This is a genomic window from Aeromonas sp. QDB17 (assembly GCF_027705305.1).
Classification (GTDB): domain Bacteria; phylum Pseudomonadota; class Gammaproteobacteria; order Enterobacterales; family Aeromonadaceae; genus Aeromonas; species Aeromonas caviae.
Genome location: NZ_JAPDBP010000019.1, coordinates 68,593 through 85,669, shown reverse-complemented (window position 1 = coordinate 85,669; position 17,077 = coordinate 68,593). Strand labels below are relative to the sequence as shown.

The 17,077-nt window shown below is 61.3% G+C and carries 17 protein-coding genes; 10 read left to right on the top strand and 7 right to left on the bottom strand.

The annotated features are described in order from the left end of the window. The first annotated feature begins 3 nt into the window (after positions 1 to 3). The 3 genes from OKC41_RS16065 (at position 4) to mltB (ending at position 2,452) form a co-directional block, all read left to right on the top strand. Positions 4 to 666 (top strand): ATP-binding cassette domain-containing protein, encoded by a 663-nt coding sequence (locus tag OKC41_RS16065; RefSeq protein ID WP_201894890.1) that lies wholly within the window; start codon positions 4 to 6, stop codon positions 664 to 666. After that, entirely contained in the window at positions 659 to 1,261 is a 603-nt protein-coding gene (locus OKC41_RS16060) for a CDP-alcohol phosphatidyltransferase family protein (RefSeq protein ID WP_043154183.1), read from the top strand. Before OKC41_RS16065 ends, OKC41_RS16060 begins: the two co-directional genes overlap by 8 nt. 93 nt (positions 1,262 to 1,354) lie before the next feature. Then, entirely contained in the window at positions 1,355 to 2,452 is a 1,098-nt protein-coding gene (gene mltB / locus OKC41_RS16055; RefSeq protein ID WP_167824888.1) for a lytic murein transglycosylase B, read from the top strand. 45 nt (positions 2,453 to 2,497) lie between these two features. Here mltB and OKC41_RS16050 read toward each other — a convergent pair whose 3' ends face one another. After that, positions 2,498 to 2,980 carry a MarR family winged helix-turn-helix transcriptional regulator gene (locus OKC41_RS16050; RefSeq protein ID WP_010674111.1) on the bottom strand — a complete coding sequence of 161 codons (483 nt, stop codon included), beginning with the start codon at positions 2,978 to 2,980 and terminating at the stop codon, positions 2,498 to 2,500. Between the two features lie 94 nt (positions 2,981 to 3,074). Here OKC41_RS16050 and OKC41_RS16045 point away from each other — a divergent pair, with 94 nt between their 5' ends. After that, a complete protein-coding gene (locus OKC41_RS16045) occupies positions 3,075 to 3,956 on the top strand; it encodes a DMT family transporter (protein WP_201894891.1) in 882 nt (293 codons plus the stop codon). A gap of 74 nt (positions 3,957 to 4,030) precedes the next feature. Here the strand turns inward: OKC41_RS16045 and pgm are convergent, their stop codons facing one another. Next, positions 4,031 to 5,680, bottom strand: a complete 1,650-nt coding sequence (gene pgm, locus OKC41_RS16040; protein ID WP_103255346.1) for a phosphoglucomutase (alpha-D-glucose-1,6-bisphosphate-dependent) — start codon at positions 5,678 to 5,680, stop codon at positions 4,031 to 4,033. A gap of 53 nt (positions 5,681 to 5,733) precedes the next feature. Next, positions 5,734 to 6,243, bottom strand: coding sequence for a replication initiation negative regulator SeqA (gene seqA / locus OKC41_RS16035; protein WP_010674108.1), 510 nt, complete (start codon positions 6,241 to 6,243; stop codon positions 5,734 to 5,736). 290 nt (positions 6,244 to 6,533) lie between these two features. On the opposite strand from seqA, the gene OKC41_RS16030 reads away from it, so the two are divergent. Genes OKC41_RS16030 through fldA form a run of 4 tightly spaced genes read left to right on the top strand, consistent with a single transcriptional unit; the run spans position 6,534 to position 8,457 of the window. Beyond that, positions 6,534 to 7,298 (top strand): alpha/beta fold hydrolase, encoded by a 765-nt coding sequence (locus tag OKC41_RS16030; protein ID WP_201894926.1) that lies wholly within the window; start codon positions 6,534 to 6,536, stop codon positions 7,296 to 7,298. Positions 7,299 to 7,353: 55 nt separating this feature from the next. Further along, complete coding sequence (locus OKC41_RS16025; protein WP_010674106.1) at positions 7,354 to 7,575, top strand: DUF2788 domain-containing protein; 222 nt, start codon at positions 7,354 to 7,356, stop codon at positions 7,573 to 7,575. Positions 7,576 to 7,595: 20 nt separating this feature from the next. Continuing rightward, a complete protein-coding gene (gene ybfE / locus OKC41_RS16020) occupies positions 7,596 to 7,892 on the top strand; it encodes a LexA regulated protein (RefSeq protein ID WP_005325670.1) in 297 nt (98 codons plus the stop codon). Between the two features lie 40 nt (positions 7,893 to 7,932). Further along, entirely contained in the window at positions 7,933 to 8,457 is a 525-nt protein-coding gene (fldA, locus tag OKC41_RS16015; protein ID WP_010674104.1) for a flavodoxin FldA, read from the top strand. Positions 8,458 to 8,525: 68 nt separating this feature from the next. On the opposite strand, the gene OKC41_RS16010 is transcribed toward fldA, so the two are convergent. Further along, a complete protein-coding gene (locus OKC41_RS16010; protein ID WP_010674103.1) occupies positions 8,526 to 8,999 on the bottom strand; it encodes a DUF4442 domain-containing protein in 474 nt (157 codons plus the stop codon). 231 nt (positions 9,000 to 9,230) lie between these two features. Here OKC41_RS16010 and fur point away from each other — a divergent pair, with 231 nt between their 5' ends. Then, positions 9,231 to 9,659 (top strand): ferric iron uptake transcriptional regulator, encoded by a 429-nt coding sequence (gene fur / locus OKC41_RS16005; RefSeq protein ID WP_010674102.1) that lies wholly within the window; start codon positions 9,231 to 9,233, stop codon positions 9,657 to 9,659. 99 nt (positions 9,660 to 9,758) lie between these two features. Here the strand turns inward: fur and glnS are convergent, their stop codons facing one another. The 3 genes from glnS to nagE form a co-directional block, all read right to left on the bottom strand. Continuing rightward, positions 9,759 to 11,420 (bottom strand): glutamine--tRNA ligase, encoded by a 1,662-nt coding sequence (gene glnS / locus OKC41_RS16000; RefSeq protein WP_042878130.1) that lies wholly within the window; start codon positions 11,418 to 11,420, stop codon positions 9,759 to 9,761. 338 nt (positions 11,421 to 11,758) lie between these two features. Then, complete coding sequence (locus OKC41_RS15995) at positions 11,759 to 14,422, bottom strand: beta-N-acetylhexosaminidase (RefSeq protein WP_201894892.1); 2,664 nt, start codon at positions 14,420 to 14,422, stop codon at positions 11,759 to 11,761. A 122-nt stretch (positions 14,423 to 14,544) separates the two neighbouring features. After that, complete coding sequence (gene nagE, locus OKC41_RS15990) at positions 14,545 to 15,999, bottom strand: N-acetylglucosamine-specific PTS transporter subunit IIBC (RefSeq protein WP_039039841.1); 1,455 nt, start codon at positions 15,997 to 15,999, stop codon at positions 14,545 to 14,547. A 272-nt stretch (positions 16,000 to 16,271) separates the two neighbouring features. Between nagE and nagB the strand changes: the two genes are divergently transcribed. Then, the gene (gene nagB / locus OKC41_RS15985; RefSeq protein ID WP_010674098.1) at positions 16,272 to 17,072 is read left to right on the top strand and encodes a glucosamine-6-phosphate deaminase; all 801 of its coding nucleotides are present in this window, start codon (positions 16,272 to 16,274) and stop codon (positions 17,070 to 17,072) included. Positions 17,073 to 17,077: the final 5 nt, after the last annotated feature.

The following is a 17,077-nucleotide window of genomic DNA, read 5'->3' as shown; positions in this document are numbered from 1 at the left end:
CCGATGCTGCATACCTCCGCACTCACCCTCTTCCTCGACGGCGCCCCCCTGCTGACGCTCCCTCCCCTCAGGGTGGCCCCGGGCGAGGTGCTCACCCTGATGGGACCGAGCGGCTGTGGCAAGAGCTCCCTGCTGGCGGCCCTGGCGGGAGTGCTGCCACTCGGGGGGCCCATCCGGCTGACCGGGGACATCCTGCTCGGCGCACATCGCCTCACCCCGCTGCCCCCCCGGGAGAGGGGCGTCGGCATCCTGTTTCAGGATGACCTGCTGTTTGCCCACCTGACGGTGGCCGAAAATCTGATGTTCGGCATGCCGGCGCATCTCAAGGGGATGGCGGCAAGGCAGACCCGGGCCCGCGAGGCGCTGGCCGAGGTCGGGCTGGAGGCTCAGGCGGACAAGCTGCCCGGGGCGCTCTCCGGCGGCCAGAAAGCCCGCGTCAGCCTGCTGCGTGCCCTGCTGGCCGAGCCCAGGGCATTGCTGCTGGACGAGCCCTTCTCCCGCCTCGACAAGCCGCTGCGGGCGGCATTCAGAACCCTGGTGTTCGAGCGCCTGCGCACGCAGGCCATCCCCGCGCTGCTGGTGACCCACGACGAAGAGGATGCGCCGGGTACCATCTTGCAGCTGATCCCCCCAGCCATCCCCGAAGAGGAGCACCACCTTGTTTGATCGCCACCTGATCCCGGTTATCCGCCGCCCCCTCGCCGCACTCGCCCGCCCCCTGTGCCGGGCCGGGGTGAGCGCCAACCAGGTGAGCCTCGCCGGCTTTCTCATCGGCATGCTGGCGCTGCCGCTGCTGGCCTTTGGCTGCTATCAGTGGGCGTTGGCGGCGATTCTGCTCAACCGGCTGCTGGACGGGCTGGATGGCGCCGTGGCGCGGGAAACGGGCATCACCGACTGCGGCGGGTTTCTCGACATCACGCTGGATTTCATCTTCTACGCCGCCGTGGTGCTGGGCTTTGCCCTCGCCGACCCGGCCAACGCCCTGGCCGCCGCCACCCTGCTGTTCGCCTTCATGGGCACGGGATCGAGCTTTCTGGCCTTTGCCATCATGGCGGGCAAACGGGGCATCGAGAGCCCCGTCTACCACCACAAATCCCTCTACTATCTGGGCGGGCTCACCGAGGGGAGCGAAACCATCGCCCTCTTCGTGCTCATGTGCCTCTGGCCCGCCGCCTTCGTGCCACTGGCCTACGGTTTCGCCCTGCTCTGTGCCATCACGACCCTGACCCGGATCTGGAGCGGCTACCACACCCTGCGCTGACGGGATCCCGGGGGCGCGCCGGCACGGAGCACTTGCGCCTGCACGCCAATGTTTTACCATGACGGCACTCTTTTTCAGGCTCACGAGAACCCTATGCGTCGCCTTGTCTGTGTCCTCTCCCTGTTTCCCCTGATCTACGGCTGCAGCAGCACGCCGGCGCCCAAGCCCGTGGTCAAACCCCAACCCAACAGCGCCTTCATCAACCAGACGCCGCCGAGCAAACCCTTCTACGGGCAGGTGAGCCAGCCCGGGGTCAGCAAGGGGGACTTCGCCAATCGTTCCAACGTGGACAACTTCGTGCAGCGGATGGTGCAAAAGCACGGCTTCGACAGCGCCGAGCTGCACCGGGTACTGGCCCAGGCCGAGCGTTATGACTGGATCATCAAGCTGATGGACGCCCAGGCCCCCACCACCAGACCGCCCACCGGTCCGACCGGCGCCTGGAACCGCTACCGCGCCAAGTTCATCACCCCGGACAACGTGCAGAACGGCGTCAACTTCTGGCGTGAATACGAGAGTGAACTCAACCGGGCGCAGCAGATCTACGGGGTGCCACCCGAGATCATCGTCGGCATCATCGGGGTGGAGACCCGCTGGGGTCGGGTGATGGGCAAGACCCGCATTCTCGACGCCCTGGCGACCCTGGCATTTGACTACCCGCGCCGCGCCGACTTCTTCACCGGCGAGCTGGAAGCCTTCCTGGTGATGACCCGGGATGAGGGGATGGATCCCACCGAACCCAAGGGCTCCTATGCCGGGGCCATGGGCTACGGCCAGTTCATGCCGTCGAGTTTTCGCAACTACGCGGTGGACTTCAACGGCAACGGCCACACCAACCTGTGGGATCCGGTGGATGCCATCGGCAGCGTGGCCAACTACTTCAAGGCCCACGGCTGGGAGAAAGGGCAGCCGGTGGCAGTACGCGGCCAGGGACAGCTGCCGGGCTATGAGCACGGCTTCCAGACCCGCTACCCGGTAGCCACCCTGCGCGGTGCCGGGCTGGCTCCCGCCGGCTCCCTTGGCAATCACAAGGAGGCGAGCCTGCTGCGTCTGGATGTCGGCACCGGTTACCAGTACTGGTACGGCTTGCCGAACTTCTACGCCATCACCCGCTACAACCACAGCACCCACTACGCCATGGCGGTATGGCAGCTTGGCCTTGCAGTCAGGGATGCCAGAGGCGGCTACTGAGTCAGTCTCAATGCCAACGAAAACGGGCCCGATGGGCCCGTTTTTTTATTCGTTTTCCAGCAGCCAGCGTTTGAGCAGGGCGGCCAGCTGCTCCTGTTCAACCAGGCTCAATGGGGCCAGCAGGCGGCGCTCGTTCGCCACGTGCTGTTCCACCGCATGGTCAACCAGCTCCCGCCCCGGCTCCGTCAGGCAGACCAGCAGGCTGCGCCTGTCATCGGGGGAGGCTTCACGTCTTATCAGGCCACGCTGCTCCAGCTTGTCGAGCCGGGCCGTCATGGCCCCTGAACTCAGCATGGCGGACTGGTAGAGCGCGGTCGGGGTCAGCGGCTCGCCGGCCCGACGCAGGGTCGCCAGGATATCGAAATCAGACCCCAGCAGACCGCACTCCTTGAGGGTCTCGCTCACTTCGCGCCCGGCGATCGCCGCCATGCGCGCCACCCTCCCCAGCACCCCCATGGGGGAGCAGTCGAGGTCCGGGCGCTGCCGGGCCCACTGGGCCAGCAGCTGATCTACATGATCACTCTCCATTGGGGCTCCATTATCTTCACATGAAGATACTTGATAATAAACCAACTCGCGACTAATGTATCTTTACTTAAAGATACTTTGTTACGAGATAACCATGCCGCTGCTGATCGCCCTGCTCGCCCCCCTGCTCTGGGGCAGCACCTATGCCGTCGTCAGTCTCTACCTGACCGACTACTCCCCCTACTGGGTGGCCGTGTGGCGCGCCCTCCCCGCCGGGGTGCTGCTGCTGTTGCTCCATCCCCGCAGACCGCCTCTCGTCTGGAGCAGGCAGTTCCTGCTGGCGTTTTGCAACATCACCGCCTTCTTCGCCCTGCTGTTCGTGGCGGCGTTTCGCCTGCCCGGCGCCGTGGCGGGTACGTTGGGAGCGACGCTGCCCCTCATCCTGATGGGGCTGGCCTGGCTGCAAGACGGTGTCAGGCCGACGCTCAAGTGGCTGTTGCTGGGGGTGATGGGGCTCGTCGGGGTGCTCTTGCTGCTCAATCCCTCTGCCAATCTGGATCCCGTCGGCGTGGCGTGCGCCCTGCTCGCCACCCTGCTCATCGGCCAGTCGAGCCGCTGGATGCAACGCTGGCCGGTGGATGATCTGCTGGCCCTGACCGCCTGGCAGTTGCTGCTGGGCGGCCTGATGCTGATCCCGCTGGCCTGGTGGCTGGCCGGCCCCATGCCCCTGCCCCGGGCTGACGCCACTCCCGGGCTTATCTGGCTGGTGATCCTCAATACGGCTCTGGCCTACTGGGCCTGGCTCTGGGGACTCAAACGCCATGGCCCGGAGGTGATGGGGATGCTGGCCCTCACCAACCCCATGGTGGCGGTCTCCTGCGGTGTGCTGATGGTGGGAGAAACCCTGGATGGCCGTCAGTGGCTCGGCATCGGCACCATCCTGCTCTCTCTCTTCCTGATGAAGCTGCCGGCCCGCTCATTCCTCAAGCGCAGACAGAACCGCAAGGCCGCCACCGGCAGCGTCGACAACGGCTGATCCGCAGTCAACCCGACACAAAAAGAAGAGGAGCCACCAGGGCTCCTCTTTCACATGGGTTGTTGCCGTAAGGGTCAGACGCCGGCCTTGGCCAGGGCGGCGGAGACGATCTGCTGGGCTTCCTGCTGGATGAGGTCCAGGTGCGCCTCCCCCTTGAAGCTCTCCATGTAGATCTTGTAGATGGACTCGGTACCGGAGGGGCGTGCCGCGAACCAGCCATTCTCGGTCACCACTTTCAGGCCGCCGATGGCGGCATCGTTGCCGGGCGCCTTGGTCAGCTTGGCGAGGATGGGCTCACCAGCCAGGGTGGAGGCTTCCACCAGGGCCGGATCCAGCTTGGAGAGCACCGCCTTCTGGGCGCTGTTGGCCGGAGCATCGATGCGGCGGTAGCTGGAGCGGCCGAATCTGGCTTCGAGCGCATCGTAGTGGGCCTGGGGATCCTTGCCGGTCACCGCCAGGATCTCGGCCGCCAGCAGCGCCAGGATGAAGCCATCCTTGTCGGTGGTCCAGACGGTACCGTCCTTGCGCAGGAAGGAGGCACCCGCACTCTCCTCGCCGCCAAAGCCGAACTCGCCGCTGTAGAGACCGTCCACGAACCACTTGAAGCCGACCGGCACCTCTTTGAGGGTGCGACCGATCTCGCCGGCCACCCGGTCGATCATGGAAGAGGAGACCAGCGTCTTGCCGACGGCCGCCCCCTTGGGCCAGCCGGTTCTGTGGGTGAACAGATACTGGATGGCCACCGCCAGATAGTGGTTCGGATTCATCAGGCCCGCCTTGGTGACGATGCCGTGACGGTCGTAGTCAGGGTCATTGCCAAGGGCGATGTCGAACTTGTCTTTCAGGGCAATCAGGCTCGCCATCGCGAACGGGCTGGAACAGTCCATCCGGATCTTGCCGTCTTTGTCCAGGGTCATGAAGGAGAAGGTCGGGTCGACCTTGTAGTTCACCACCTCGATGTCCAGACCGTAGCGCCTGGCGATGACGTCCCAGTAGGCGACGCCGGAGCCACCCAGCGGATCCACGCCGATCTTGATGCCAGCCTGCTTGATGGCGGCCAGATCCAGCACATTTTCGAGATCATCCACATAAGGGGTGACATAGTCGTGTTCCACCACGAACGGGCTCTTGAGGGCCTCGGCAAACGGCATCCGCTTCACGCCGGTCAGGCCCGCCTCCAGGATCGCGTTGGCGCGGTCTTCCACCCACTTGGTGATCTCGCCCTCGGCAGGACCGCCGTGGGGCGGGTTGTATTTGAAGCCACCGTCTTCCGGCGGGTTGTGGGACGGGGTGATCACCACGCCGTCCGCCTGCGCCACGGGTTTGCCTGCGTTGTGGCGCAGGATGGCATGGGAGATGACCGGGGTCGGCGTGAAGCCGAGGCCGGCCTGAATGCGGGTCTCGACACCGTTGGCCGCCAGCACTTCCACCGCGCTGGCAAAGGCGGATTCGGACAGGGCATGGGTATCCATGCCGACGAACAGCGGCCCCGTGATACCGGCCTGCTGGCGGTACTCCACCAGCGCCTGGGTCACCGCCAGAATGTGGGATTCGGTGAAGGCGCTGTGCAGGGCGCTGCCGCGGTGACCGGAGGTGCCGAAGGCGACCCGCTGCTCAGGGCGGCTCATGTCCGGCTTGTTGAGGTAGTAGGCGCTGACCAGACGGGGAATGTTGGTCAGATCGCAAAGACGAGCCGGCTGACCGGCGTGGGAATGCTGTGCCATGGCGTTTTCCTTGAGCTGAGCCTTGCCCGGCAAGGCCTGAAGTCATTGATGGGTTAAACGGCGCCGCACACCCGAGCCGTCAGATCCTCGTCATAACCCATGCTGTTCATGAGCTGGGCCACCATGTTCTGCTTGCGGCTGGTATTGGTATTGGTGATCACCCAGAACGGGGTCTCCGGTACCGGCTTGGGCTTGGTGGTGCTGCCACTGGCACGCAGCGCTTCCGGGTCACGGGAGAAATAGACGCGCTTGCGCCCTTTTATCTCGGTCGCCTGGGTGAAGCCTTCCGGGTTGTCCCGATAGAGGGTGCTCAATACCAGCATGAAGCGGTTGATGGACTTCTCTTCTTTCTGCAGCTCGCCGGAATCCAGCAGTGCCTCCAGCCCCATGGCATCGGCCACGGGTTGCGGTTGCATCGCAGGCGCGGCCGCCACGGTTGCCGTGCCGGCCTGGGCGGGTTGCTCCAGCAGGCGACGCAGGATATCGGACGCACTCTCGCCGATGTGCCGGGTCTGGCTCGCGATAAAGAAGTAGAGATCGTCATCAAGCTCGATGGTTTTCATAGGGATGCGCTGGACTCGTCGAAATTCGGATGCGGCGATTATACATAGGCAGACCCGGCAGCCCAAGCAAGGGGCGGACAGATGTGCATGAATCTCCTTGAGAATACGGCATAATGACGGGCCAAGTGTGTGATCCCCCGCACTGATAGCCGATCCCGGGGCGATATTTTTGAAAAAAAACCACAAAAAAATCCCCCACCAGGAATGAAATCCTTTTCTTTCAGTGTGTTAAAAAGTATGGCGATAGAGCCCACGACCGATAAGGTGTCATTTTGCAACAATACCCACGATTGAACTTCAAGGAACAGGGCGAAGGCCCGACTGTCGTGCTGATCCATGGCCTCTTTGGCAGCCTGGACAACCTCGGCCTGCTGGCGCGCCCCCTCAGCGAACAATACCGGGTCATCAGCGTCGATCTGCGCAATCACGGTGCCTCCTTTCACTCGGACGAGATGAGCTACCCGGCTCAGGCGGCGGACATCCTGACCCTGCTGGACCATCTTGGACTTGAACAGGTGGCCCTGGTGGGCCACTCCATGGGGGGCAAGGTCGCCATGCAGGTCGCCAAGCAGGCCCCACACAGGGTCAGCAAGCTGGTGGTGGCGGACATCGCCCCGGTGGCCTATCCCCACGCCCGCCACAAGAACGTGTTTGCCGGGCTCAATGCCACGCTGGCCACGCCCCCCCAGAGCCGCAGCGAGGCGGAAGCCATGCTGGCCGAGCACATCGAGATCGCCGGGGTGCGCCAGTTCCTGCTCAAATCCTTCGCCAAAGGGGAGTCTGGATGGGGGTGGCGTTTCAACGTGCCGGCCCTTGAGCGCAACTACGCCAACATCATGGGCTGGCCCGACGATGAACGCCGCTTCGAAGGCGCGACACTCTTCATCAAGGGGGGCGACTCCGACTATATGCTGCCCGAATACACCAGGGCCGCGATGGCCCAGTTCCCGGCCGCCAGGGCCCGCGTCATCGCCGGCACCGGCCACTGGTTGCACGCGGAAAAGCCGGTTTTGTTCAACAAACTGGTTGTGGATTTCCTGTCGACAGGCGGTTAACAGTTTCAAATCCTTTGTGATATAGTGCGCCCGTCTTAAGGAGTGCGCGCAATCCATGCTGAGTGAACACATCGATCTCATCGAGAGTCTGGGCCTGAAACTGTTCTTCGTGGCCATCTTCCTGCTGATTGGTCTGGCCATTCAGGACGTGCTCAAACGGGGCAATGTGCCCCGCTTCGGCCGCTTCATCGTCTGGCTGGTGCTGTTTCTGGGTTGCGCGGGTTTTGTCGCCAAGGGGCTGATCGAAATGGGCTGGGAAGGCTCAGGGATCGGCTAACTACTTTTCATCTGTGATGTATGGCCAAACAGCAAACTGATCGAACAACACTGGATCTGTTCGCAACTGAGAAGCGCCCCGGCAGGCCAAAGACCAATCCACTCCCCCGCGAGACCCAGCTCAAGATCAACAAGCGCAACCAGCTCAAGCGCGATCGTGAGAACGGGCTGAAACGGGTCGAGTTAAAGGTGGAAGCCGAGTTGCTGGAGCGCCTGAACCAACTTGCGCTGCAACAGAACGTCAGCCGAGCCGAGCTGATCCAATCTATCCTGAAGCAACAGATCGAGTCTGCTCATGCAGCAGGCATCGCAATCTGAACCGTCAAGCATCAACACCAGATACGGGTAACGAAACACTATGGCTAGTGTAGGTCTGTTTTTCGGCAGCGATACCGGTAATACCGAAGCTGTCGCCAAGATGATCCAGAAAGAACTGGGCAAACAACTGATTGAAGTCCGTGACATTGCCAAGAGCAGCAAGGCCGATATCGACAGCTTCGATCTGCTGATGTTCGGCATCCCGACTTGGTACTACGGCGAAGCCCAGGCCGATTGGGACGACTTCTTCCCCGAACTCGAAGAGATCGACTTCAACAACAAGCTGGTGGCCATCTTCGGATGCGGCGATCAGGAAGACTATGCCGAGTACTTCCTCGACGCCATGGGCACCCTGCGTGACATCGTCGAAGCCAAGGGCGCCATCATCATCGGCCACTGGCCGACCGCCAGCTACGAGTTCGAAGCCTCCAAGGCGCTCGTGGATGACAAACACTTCGTGGGCCTGGGCATCGACGAAGATCGCCAACCCGAACTGACAGCCGAGCGTGTCAAGGGCTGGTGCAAACAGCTGCACGAAGAGATGTGCCTGGGCGAGCTGGAGTGATCTGATCTCCCTCCCTCTTCATGCAACAAGGGCCCCGACGGGGCCCTTGTTGCATCTGCAGCAGGCATTCAGCCACCCCTGTGCTGGGGCTTGGATCTGACATAGAGGGTGCGCTTCACCTGGGCCACCAGCTCGCCCTGACCATCCTGCACCTGCACCTCGAACTCGGGAAAGTGCTTCTCTCCCCCCTCGGTCGCCGCCACGATCGATGCCAGCTTGGCGTCGCTCAGGGTGAACTCCGCCACCAGTTTGCCCTTGCCCGGCTTGATGAAATTGATGCTGCCCGCCTTGTCCCACACGTAGTAGCGGTTCTTGAAATAGCCCATCAGCATCAACGGGTAGATGGGATCCGTCATGGCGAACATGCTGCCACCGAACTGGGTCCGGTTGGCATTCTTGTTCCACCAGCGGGACTTGAGAGTGACCCGGCAGAAGCGGAAATCGGGGCTCAGGGTTTCTATCTTGATGCCTGCGCCCCAGAAGGGGGGCCAGGCGTTGAGGGCGCAGCGCACCCAGGCGGCATTGCCGAAAAGCCAATCCATGGATCTCATCCGACCAGACTATAAAGAAGTCACATAGTATCAACATTCTCTGGTCGAGCAAGCGGACCTGAATATTCCCATGATGGGCTTGATGAGCTAAAGCCCTTGAATTGCTGGGTTTATTTTTAACTTGGCTACGACCTATAATGACAGGCCAAGCGAGTTCGTGGTTGCCATTACAGCGGCAGTCAATCAGAATAACCACACCTTCGAGAATGCGAATAAATAGAAATGGCAGACAACAACCAAGCGTTAAAAAAGGCCGGGCTCAAGATCACCTTGCCCCGTGTCAAGATCCTGGAAATCCTGCAACAGCCGGACTGCCAGCACACCAGTGCGGAAGATCTGTACAAACGGCTGATCGATCAGGGCGAGGAGATTGGTCTCGCTACCGTTTATCGCGTTCTCAACCAGTTTGATGATGCCGGTATCGTCACCCGTCACCATTTCGAAGGGGGCAAGTCGGTGTTCGAGCTCGCCACCCAGGAGCACCACGACCACCTGGTTTGCCTCGACTGCGGCAAGGTGATCGAGTTCTCCGACGAGGTGATCGAACAGCGCCAGCGCGACATCGCCAAGGCGCACAACATCCGCCTGACCAACCACAGCCTTTACCTGTATGGCCACTGCGCCAACGGTGACTGCAAGCACGACGATTGATTCGGCCGGGTCGGCGCAATAAAAAAGCCAGCATGATGCTGGCTTTTTTGTGTCCGCAATCCGGACCAGAAGCGGCAGGGTTTCCCCTGCCCTCTTCTATCAGACCTCGGCCTTGCCCCAGACGTCACGCAGGGCCACGGTGCGGTTGAACACCAGGCGCTCGGCGCTGGAGAGCTTGTTGTCGGCGCAGAAGTAACCTTCACGCTCGAACTGGTAGGCAAACTCCGGCTTGGCATCCTTCAGGGAAGCTTCCACCCGGGCCCCTTCGATGATCACCAGGGATTCCGGATTCAGAGCCGCTTCGAAGTCATCCTCGGCGCCCGGGTTCGGCACCTTGAACAGACGGTCGTAGAGACGCACTTCGGCCGGCAGGGAGTGAGTGGCGCTGACCCAATGGATCACCCCTTTCACCTTGCGGCCGTCCGCCGGATCCTTGCCCAGGGTCTCGGGGTCGTAAGAGCAGTAGATGCAGGTGACCTTGCCGTCCGCATCCTTCTCGACCCGTTCGGCCTTGATGACGTAGGCGTTGCGCAGGCGCACTTCCTTGCCCAGCACCAGACGCTTGAACTGCTTGTTGGCTTCCTCTTTGAAGTCCGCCTCGTCGATGAAGATTTCGCGGGAGAAATGCAGCTCACGGGTCCCCATCTCCGGCTTGTTCGGGTGCGCAGGGGCTGTCAGCACCTCGTCCGCCGCCAGGTTCTCGATCACCACCTTCACCGGGTGCAGCACGGCCATGGCGCGCGGGGCGTTCTCGTTGAGATCGTCGCGGATGCAGGCTTCCAGCATGCTCATCTCGACGATGTTGTCCTGCTTGGTCACACCGATGCGCTTGCAGAACTCGCGGATGGAGGCCGGGGTGTAACCACGGCGGCGCAGACCGGAGACGGTCAGCATGCGCGGATCGTCCCAGCCGTTCACGTGCCCCTCGGTCACCAGCAGGTTCAGCTTGCGCTTGGACATGACGGTGTATTCGAGGTTCAGACGGGAGAACTCGTACTGACGGGGGTGACAGTCGATGCTGATGTTGTCCAGCACCCAGTCATACAGGCGACGGTTGTCCTGGAACTCCAGGGTACACAGGGAGTGGGTGATCCCCTCCAGGGCATCCGAGATGCAGTGGGTGAAGTCATACATCGGGTAGATGCACCACTCGTCACCGGTCTGGTGGTGGTGGGCAAACTTGATGCGATAGATGACGGGATCGCGCATCACCATGAAGGGGGATGCCATGTCGATCTTGGCGCGCAGGCAGGCGCTCCCTTCGGCCATCTCACCGTTTTTCATCTTGGCGAACAGGGCAAGGTTCTCTTCCACGCTGCGATCGCGGAACGGGCTGTTCTTGCCAGGGGCGGTCAGGGTGCCGCGGTATTCGCGCATCTGCTCCGGGGAGAGCTCGTCCACATAGGCCAGTCCCTTCTCGATAAGCTCGATGGCGTAGCCGTGCAGCTTGTGGAAATAGTCGGAGGAGTAGCAGATCTCGCCGCTCCACTGGAAGCCCAGCCACTGGACGTCCTGCTTGATGGACTCCACGAACTCGATGTCTTCCTTCGCCGGGTTGGTGTCATCGAAACGCAGGTTGCACTGACCCTGATAGTCGCGGGCGATGCCGAAGTTCAGGCAGATGGATTTGGCGTGGCCGATATGGAGATAACCGTTCGGCTCCGGCGGGAAACGGGTATGCACGCTGCTGTGCTTACCGCTGGCCAGATCTTCATCAATGATCTGACGAATAAAGTTAGTTGGGCTGTTCGCCTGACTCATGGCTCACCTCAAAAATGCGTCACTGGCGGACGTTGTGCCGGCTGGCACCCTCATACCCCCGCCGTCAAGCCGGGTATGATCCCTCATTACGCGCCCTGCCTCAACCTGAATTTGGCCAATTCGGGTCATTGGCGCACCAAAAACGGCGAAACGGGAGAAATTGCAGAGATCCTGGTTAAAAAAAGCCCCGCACGGGGCGGGGTCTCAAGTGATGAAAAACAGACAAAACACACACAACAAAGGTTCACACGCAGAGTCAACCTTTCCCAAACCCGATGGCCATCGACCTTGGGAAAGGCGGGTCTTGCGACCCACCTTGCGTTATGGATTGAGAGCTATCAGTTCAGCTCGGTGACGCGGCTGGTACGCTTGCCATCGAAGCTGGTGGTACGCAGGTAGACCTTGCCATCCACGGTCGGCTTGGCGGCAGCGTCGTAGGCGCTCCAGCTCTTGCCATCCAGGCTGTACTGGATGGGCAGACCCGGCAGATCCACGTTCGCTTCCAGCACGCCGTTCACTACCTTGGCGCCCGGTACGGAGAGGCGGTATTCCACCCCGGCCTGGTCCAGTTTCGGCAGTACGCGCTGACCCAACACGTTGGCAAACTGGTTCCACTCCTTGTTCAGGGTGGCCTTGTTGACATGCTTGGTGGTGCCGGAGAACTCGCGACCCTTCACGTAATCGAGCTCGAAGCCGCCCTTGTGCCAGGCGCGCTCGGCCACGGAGAAGATGCGCGGATAGACCATGTATTCGTACTGGGCATCGGTGCGCACGGTTTCACTCCATTGCTGACCGGAGATCCCCTTGAACTTGACCGGATCCTGGTCACCCTTGGCCACGAAGGCGTTGCCGTCGCGGTCAACCGAGGTCTCGGCGTTCTGCGGCAGGTTTTCCGGGGCGAAGGCGAACACCTTGCGGGTGTCGTTGAAGCGGGTTGCCCAGTAGTAGCCGCGCTCGGCAGGGTGTACCTCGTTCGGGAAGTCGAAGTAGAGGTAATCCGGGTTGGAGAGCACCACGTCATAGCCCTTGTGCGCCCACTTCATCGCCTCGTTGAAACCACCCCAGTAGAGGGTTTCCCAGAAGTTGACCCGAGTCTTGTCGGTGGCGAATACGCTGGCATCCGTGGCGTACTTCAGGCCATCTTCCCACGCCTGCAGGGTGGAGAAGCCGTGGCCCTTGACCATCTCGCTCACTTCCTTGGCAAAGTAGACCGGCAGCTCGGCCACGTCCTTGATCTTGCCATCGTCGATCATCTTCTGGCACATGGGGGACTTGCCGAACGGCTTGTCCTGCTTGCTGGAGTCGACATTGCCCTTCCAGGCCACCAGATCTTCTTTCTTGGTGACGGCCGGATCCTGGTAACCACCGCCCTGCATGATGTTCTTCGCCTCGTCACCACCGTAGTGCCAGGCGGTCAGCGGCTGGCCGGCGGCCTGGTGCATCTGGGCCACTTCGTCCATCACCTTGGCAACGAAGGTGGCGGCACCCGGCTGGCAGGGGTTGATGAAGGACATCTTGTCGTAGAACTGCACCGAGGTGACGTTGGAGGTATCGGCCGGGTCAGTCAGACGGAACTGGTTGGCTTCGGTTTCTTTGCCCTCGCTCATCAGACGCTTGTAGCGCGCCTCCATGGAGACCACGGCGGCACGGGCGTGGGCCGGCATGTTGATCTCGGGGATCACGGTCACACCGCGGGCCTTGGCATAGCGTACCAGGTCGATGTAGTCCGCCTTGCTGTAGAAACCGGAGCCCTGGTTGTCGCTGGTGGGGCCGGAGCCGAGCTGCGGCATCAGGCACTTGGTTTCGGACTCGTCGTGGCAACGCTGGCTGCCGACGTCGGTCAGCTCCGGCAGGCCCGGGATCTCCAGACGCCAGCCTTCATCGTTGGTCAGCCCCAGGTGCAGCACGTTGAGCTTCATGGCGGACATTTGATCCACCAGCTTCTTCATGGTCTCCGGGCTTCTGAAGTGACGGGCCACGTCGGTCTGCATGCCGCGGTATTCAAAGCGCGGCGCATCCTCGACGCTCATCTGGCTCACCAGCTTGTCGTCAACCCCCAGCAGGGAGATCAGAGACTGGGCGCCCCAGAAGGCGCCGTCAACGTCGTGCCCCTGAATGACGGTGCCCTTCTTGCCGATGGTCATGTCGTAGCCTTCGGCCTGCTTGAGCTTGCTGCCGAGCTTGATGGTGACCGGGTAGCCGGTGTCGGAGAGGGTAACACCCAGCTTGGTCAGTTGCGCCTTCAGGGCCTCGGCGCGATCGCTCGGCAGGTCAAGGGCATTGAGCTTGATGGTGGAGAAGTCGACTTGCGGGCCGGCCTTGACCACCTGCTTCATCGGGCTTGGCAGGATGCGGTCGTCAATCTTGCCGGCAGGCAGCAGGGTACTGGTCTGGTTGGCGGCGAAACGGGTCTCGCTGTTCATCAGGGTGTTGTTGTCATCCTTGGTGCGCTTCCAGCCATCGGCAGGCATCGGCTTCTCGTAGGTGCTGGCATCGTCGATGTTGCTCATGCTGGCCAGCACTTTCGGCTCGGCCCCTTCACTGGCGACATACCAGTTCGGCATGATGTCAGATTCGAACAATACCCAGTATTCCACCACCAGGGGCACCTCGACCGTGGCGTCCTTGGCAAAGCCCTGGAACTTCTCGGTCGGCGTCAAACGATAGAGGTCGCCGGTCAGGTGGGTGATGGTGAACTGGTCGTTGTCCACCCGCTGGATGCGGCGGATGGAGGAGACATAGATGCTCCAGTCCTTGGAGGTGACGTCGGCACCGGTATTGGTCAGGTGCAGCTTGGCAACGCCGCAGCTCGCCCACTCGGAGCCCAGGGCCTGGCAGTCAAGACCGGCGCCGGCACCGTCATTGGTGACGACTTCGTACTTGACGACGAGGTTGCTGGCGAGGGCGTCGACCACCGCTTGCCTGGCAGCATCGGCTGCAAGTGCGGGACCGGCGAAAACGGTAGACATGGCAATGGCTAACAGAGAATGTTTCAAGTTCATAACTGCTGCTCTCATTTGAAGTAAAGGTTGGATTTTCTTGGCTTTTTTTATATGGGGCCCCGAGGCGGGGCCCTTAGTTATGTCAACAATGGACTTAGACTTGAGGTGAGCGAGTCGCTCGATTAACGCAGGGCTTTCATCTCACCGGCGATGATCTCGGCCAATGGGCCCAGAATCACCTGCAGGTTCTGCTCACCGAGCTTGACCACACCGGCCGCGCCCAGGGCTTTGAGCTTGCGCTCGTCAACGATGCTGCGGTCTTTCAGGGTCAGACGCAGACGGGTGATGCAGGCGTCGATGGTCACCAGGTTCTCCTGACCACCCAGCACTTCCAGATACTGCTTGGCCAGCTCGGTGCGGTCGGTGGTTTGAGCCTGTACCGGCACGGCTTCGTCATCTTCACGACCCGGGGTTTTCAGGTTGAACTTGGCGATCACTGCGCGGAAGACCACGTAGTAGAGGCCGAAGAAGACCAGACCCTGTACCAGCAGCATGTACCACTGGGTCGCCAGCGGGTTGCGGCTGGAGAGCACCATATCCACCAGACCGGCGCTGAAGCCGAAACCGGCGATCCAGTGCATGGAGGCTGCGATGAACACGGAGATACCGGTCAGCAGGGCGTGGATGACGTACAGTACCGGCGCCACGAACATGAAGGAGAACTCGAGCGGCTCGGTCACCCCGGTGAAGAAGGCGGCAAAGGCGGCAGCGATCATGATGGACGCAACCTTCTCTTTGTTCTCTTTCTTCGCGCTGTGGTAGATGGCCAGTGCGGCACCCGGCAGACCGAACATCATGATGGGGAAGAAGCCGGCCTGGTACATGCCGGTCACGCCCACGACAGCCTTGCCGGCGTCGATGGAGGACTGGCCACCCAGGAAGTTCGGGATGTCGTTGATGCCGGCCACGTCGAACCAGAACACGGAGTTCAGGGCGTGGTGCAGACCGACCGGGATCAGCAGACGGTTGAAGAAGGCGTAGATGCCGGCACCGGTGGAGCCCATGCTGACGATGGATTCACCGAAGCTCACCAGGCCACCGTAGATGACCGGCCAGACGGCCATCAGGATGAAGGAGACGACGATCATCACCACGGAGGTCACGATCGGCACCAGACGACGACCGGAGAAGAAAGCCAGCGCCTTGTGCAGCTCCACGCTGCTGAAGCGGTTGTAGAGCTCGGCGGCGATGACACCACACAGGATGCCGACGAACTGGTTGCTGATCTTGGCAAAGGCTGCCGGCACCTGGTCGGCCGGGATACCCTTGATCTGGGCCACGGCGCCCGGGCTCAGCAGGGTGGTGACCACCAGGAAGCCGACCAGACCGGCCAGCGCGGCGGAACCGTCTTTATCCTTGGACATGCCGTAAGCGACGCCGACGGCGAACAGAATGGGCATACTGTCGATGATGGCGGCGCCCGCCTTGATCAGAAACGCAGCCAGAGGGCTTCCGCCACCCCAACCGTTCGGGTCAATCCAGTAGCCAATCCCCATCAGGATCGCGGCGGCAGGCAATACCGCTACCGGCACCATCAGGGCACGGCCGATCTTTTGCAAATAACCGAGAATGTTCACGGTTCCTCTCCTTAGTTGGTGTTTTTCTAGAAATTAAGTGCTTATCACGTTCGACGCATAAGCCATCAAGGCTTGATTGGCAGTCTATGTGTTTTATTTCGCTGCGCAAATTAATAAACCAGCTTTCGTGATCATTATCACTCAACAGAGATAAAGGTAGCCGATAGATGTGGCTTAGTTCGCAATCTTTATTTACGCTATAAAACAACTTGAATCCGTGTCTGGTCCCTTGCCGTCACTCCCTGTGCGGCAACCGTACTGAGGTATATAGAATGCGCCTGATCCCGTTGAAGTCTGCCAGCCAGGTGGGTCTCTGGTCTGCCCGTTACATCGTTGACCGCATCAATGCGTTCAAACCCACTGCCGAGCGCCCCTTCGTGCTGGGTCTGCCCACTGGCGGCACCCCGCTCAACACCTACAAGCGCCTGATTGAGCTGCATAAAGCCGGCGAGGTGAGCTTCCAGAACGTGGTCACCTTCAACATGGACGAGTACGTGGGGCTGCCCAAGGAACACCCGGAGAGCTACCACAGCTTCATGCACAACAACTTCTTCAATCACGTGGACATTCGCCCGGAAAACATCAACATCCTCAATGGCAACGCCGAGGATCTGGTGGCCGAGTGCCAGCGTTACGAAGACAAGATCAAGTCCTACGGCAAGATCCACCTGTTCATGGGCGGCGTCGGCAATGACGGCCACATCGCCTTCAACGAACCGGCCTCTTCCCTGGCTTCCCGTACCCGGGTCAAGACCCTGACCGAAGACACCCGCATCGCCAACTCCCGCTTCTTTGGCGGCGACATGGAGCAGGTGCCCAAGCTGGCCCTGACCGTGGGTGTCGGCACCCTGATGGACGCCGAAGAGATCCTGATCCTGGTGGTCGGTCACGCCAAGGCCCAGGCCCTGCAGGCCACCGTGGAGGGCAGCGTCAACCACATGTGGACCATCTCCACCCTGCAACTGCATCCGAAAGGGATTGTGGTGTGCGACGAACCTTCCACCATGGAGTTGAAGGTCAAGACGGTGCGCTACTTCCAGCAACTGGAAGCCGACAATATCAAGCACCTCTGAGGAGC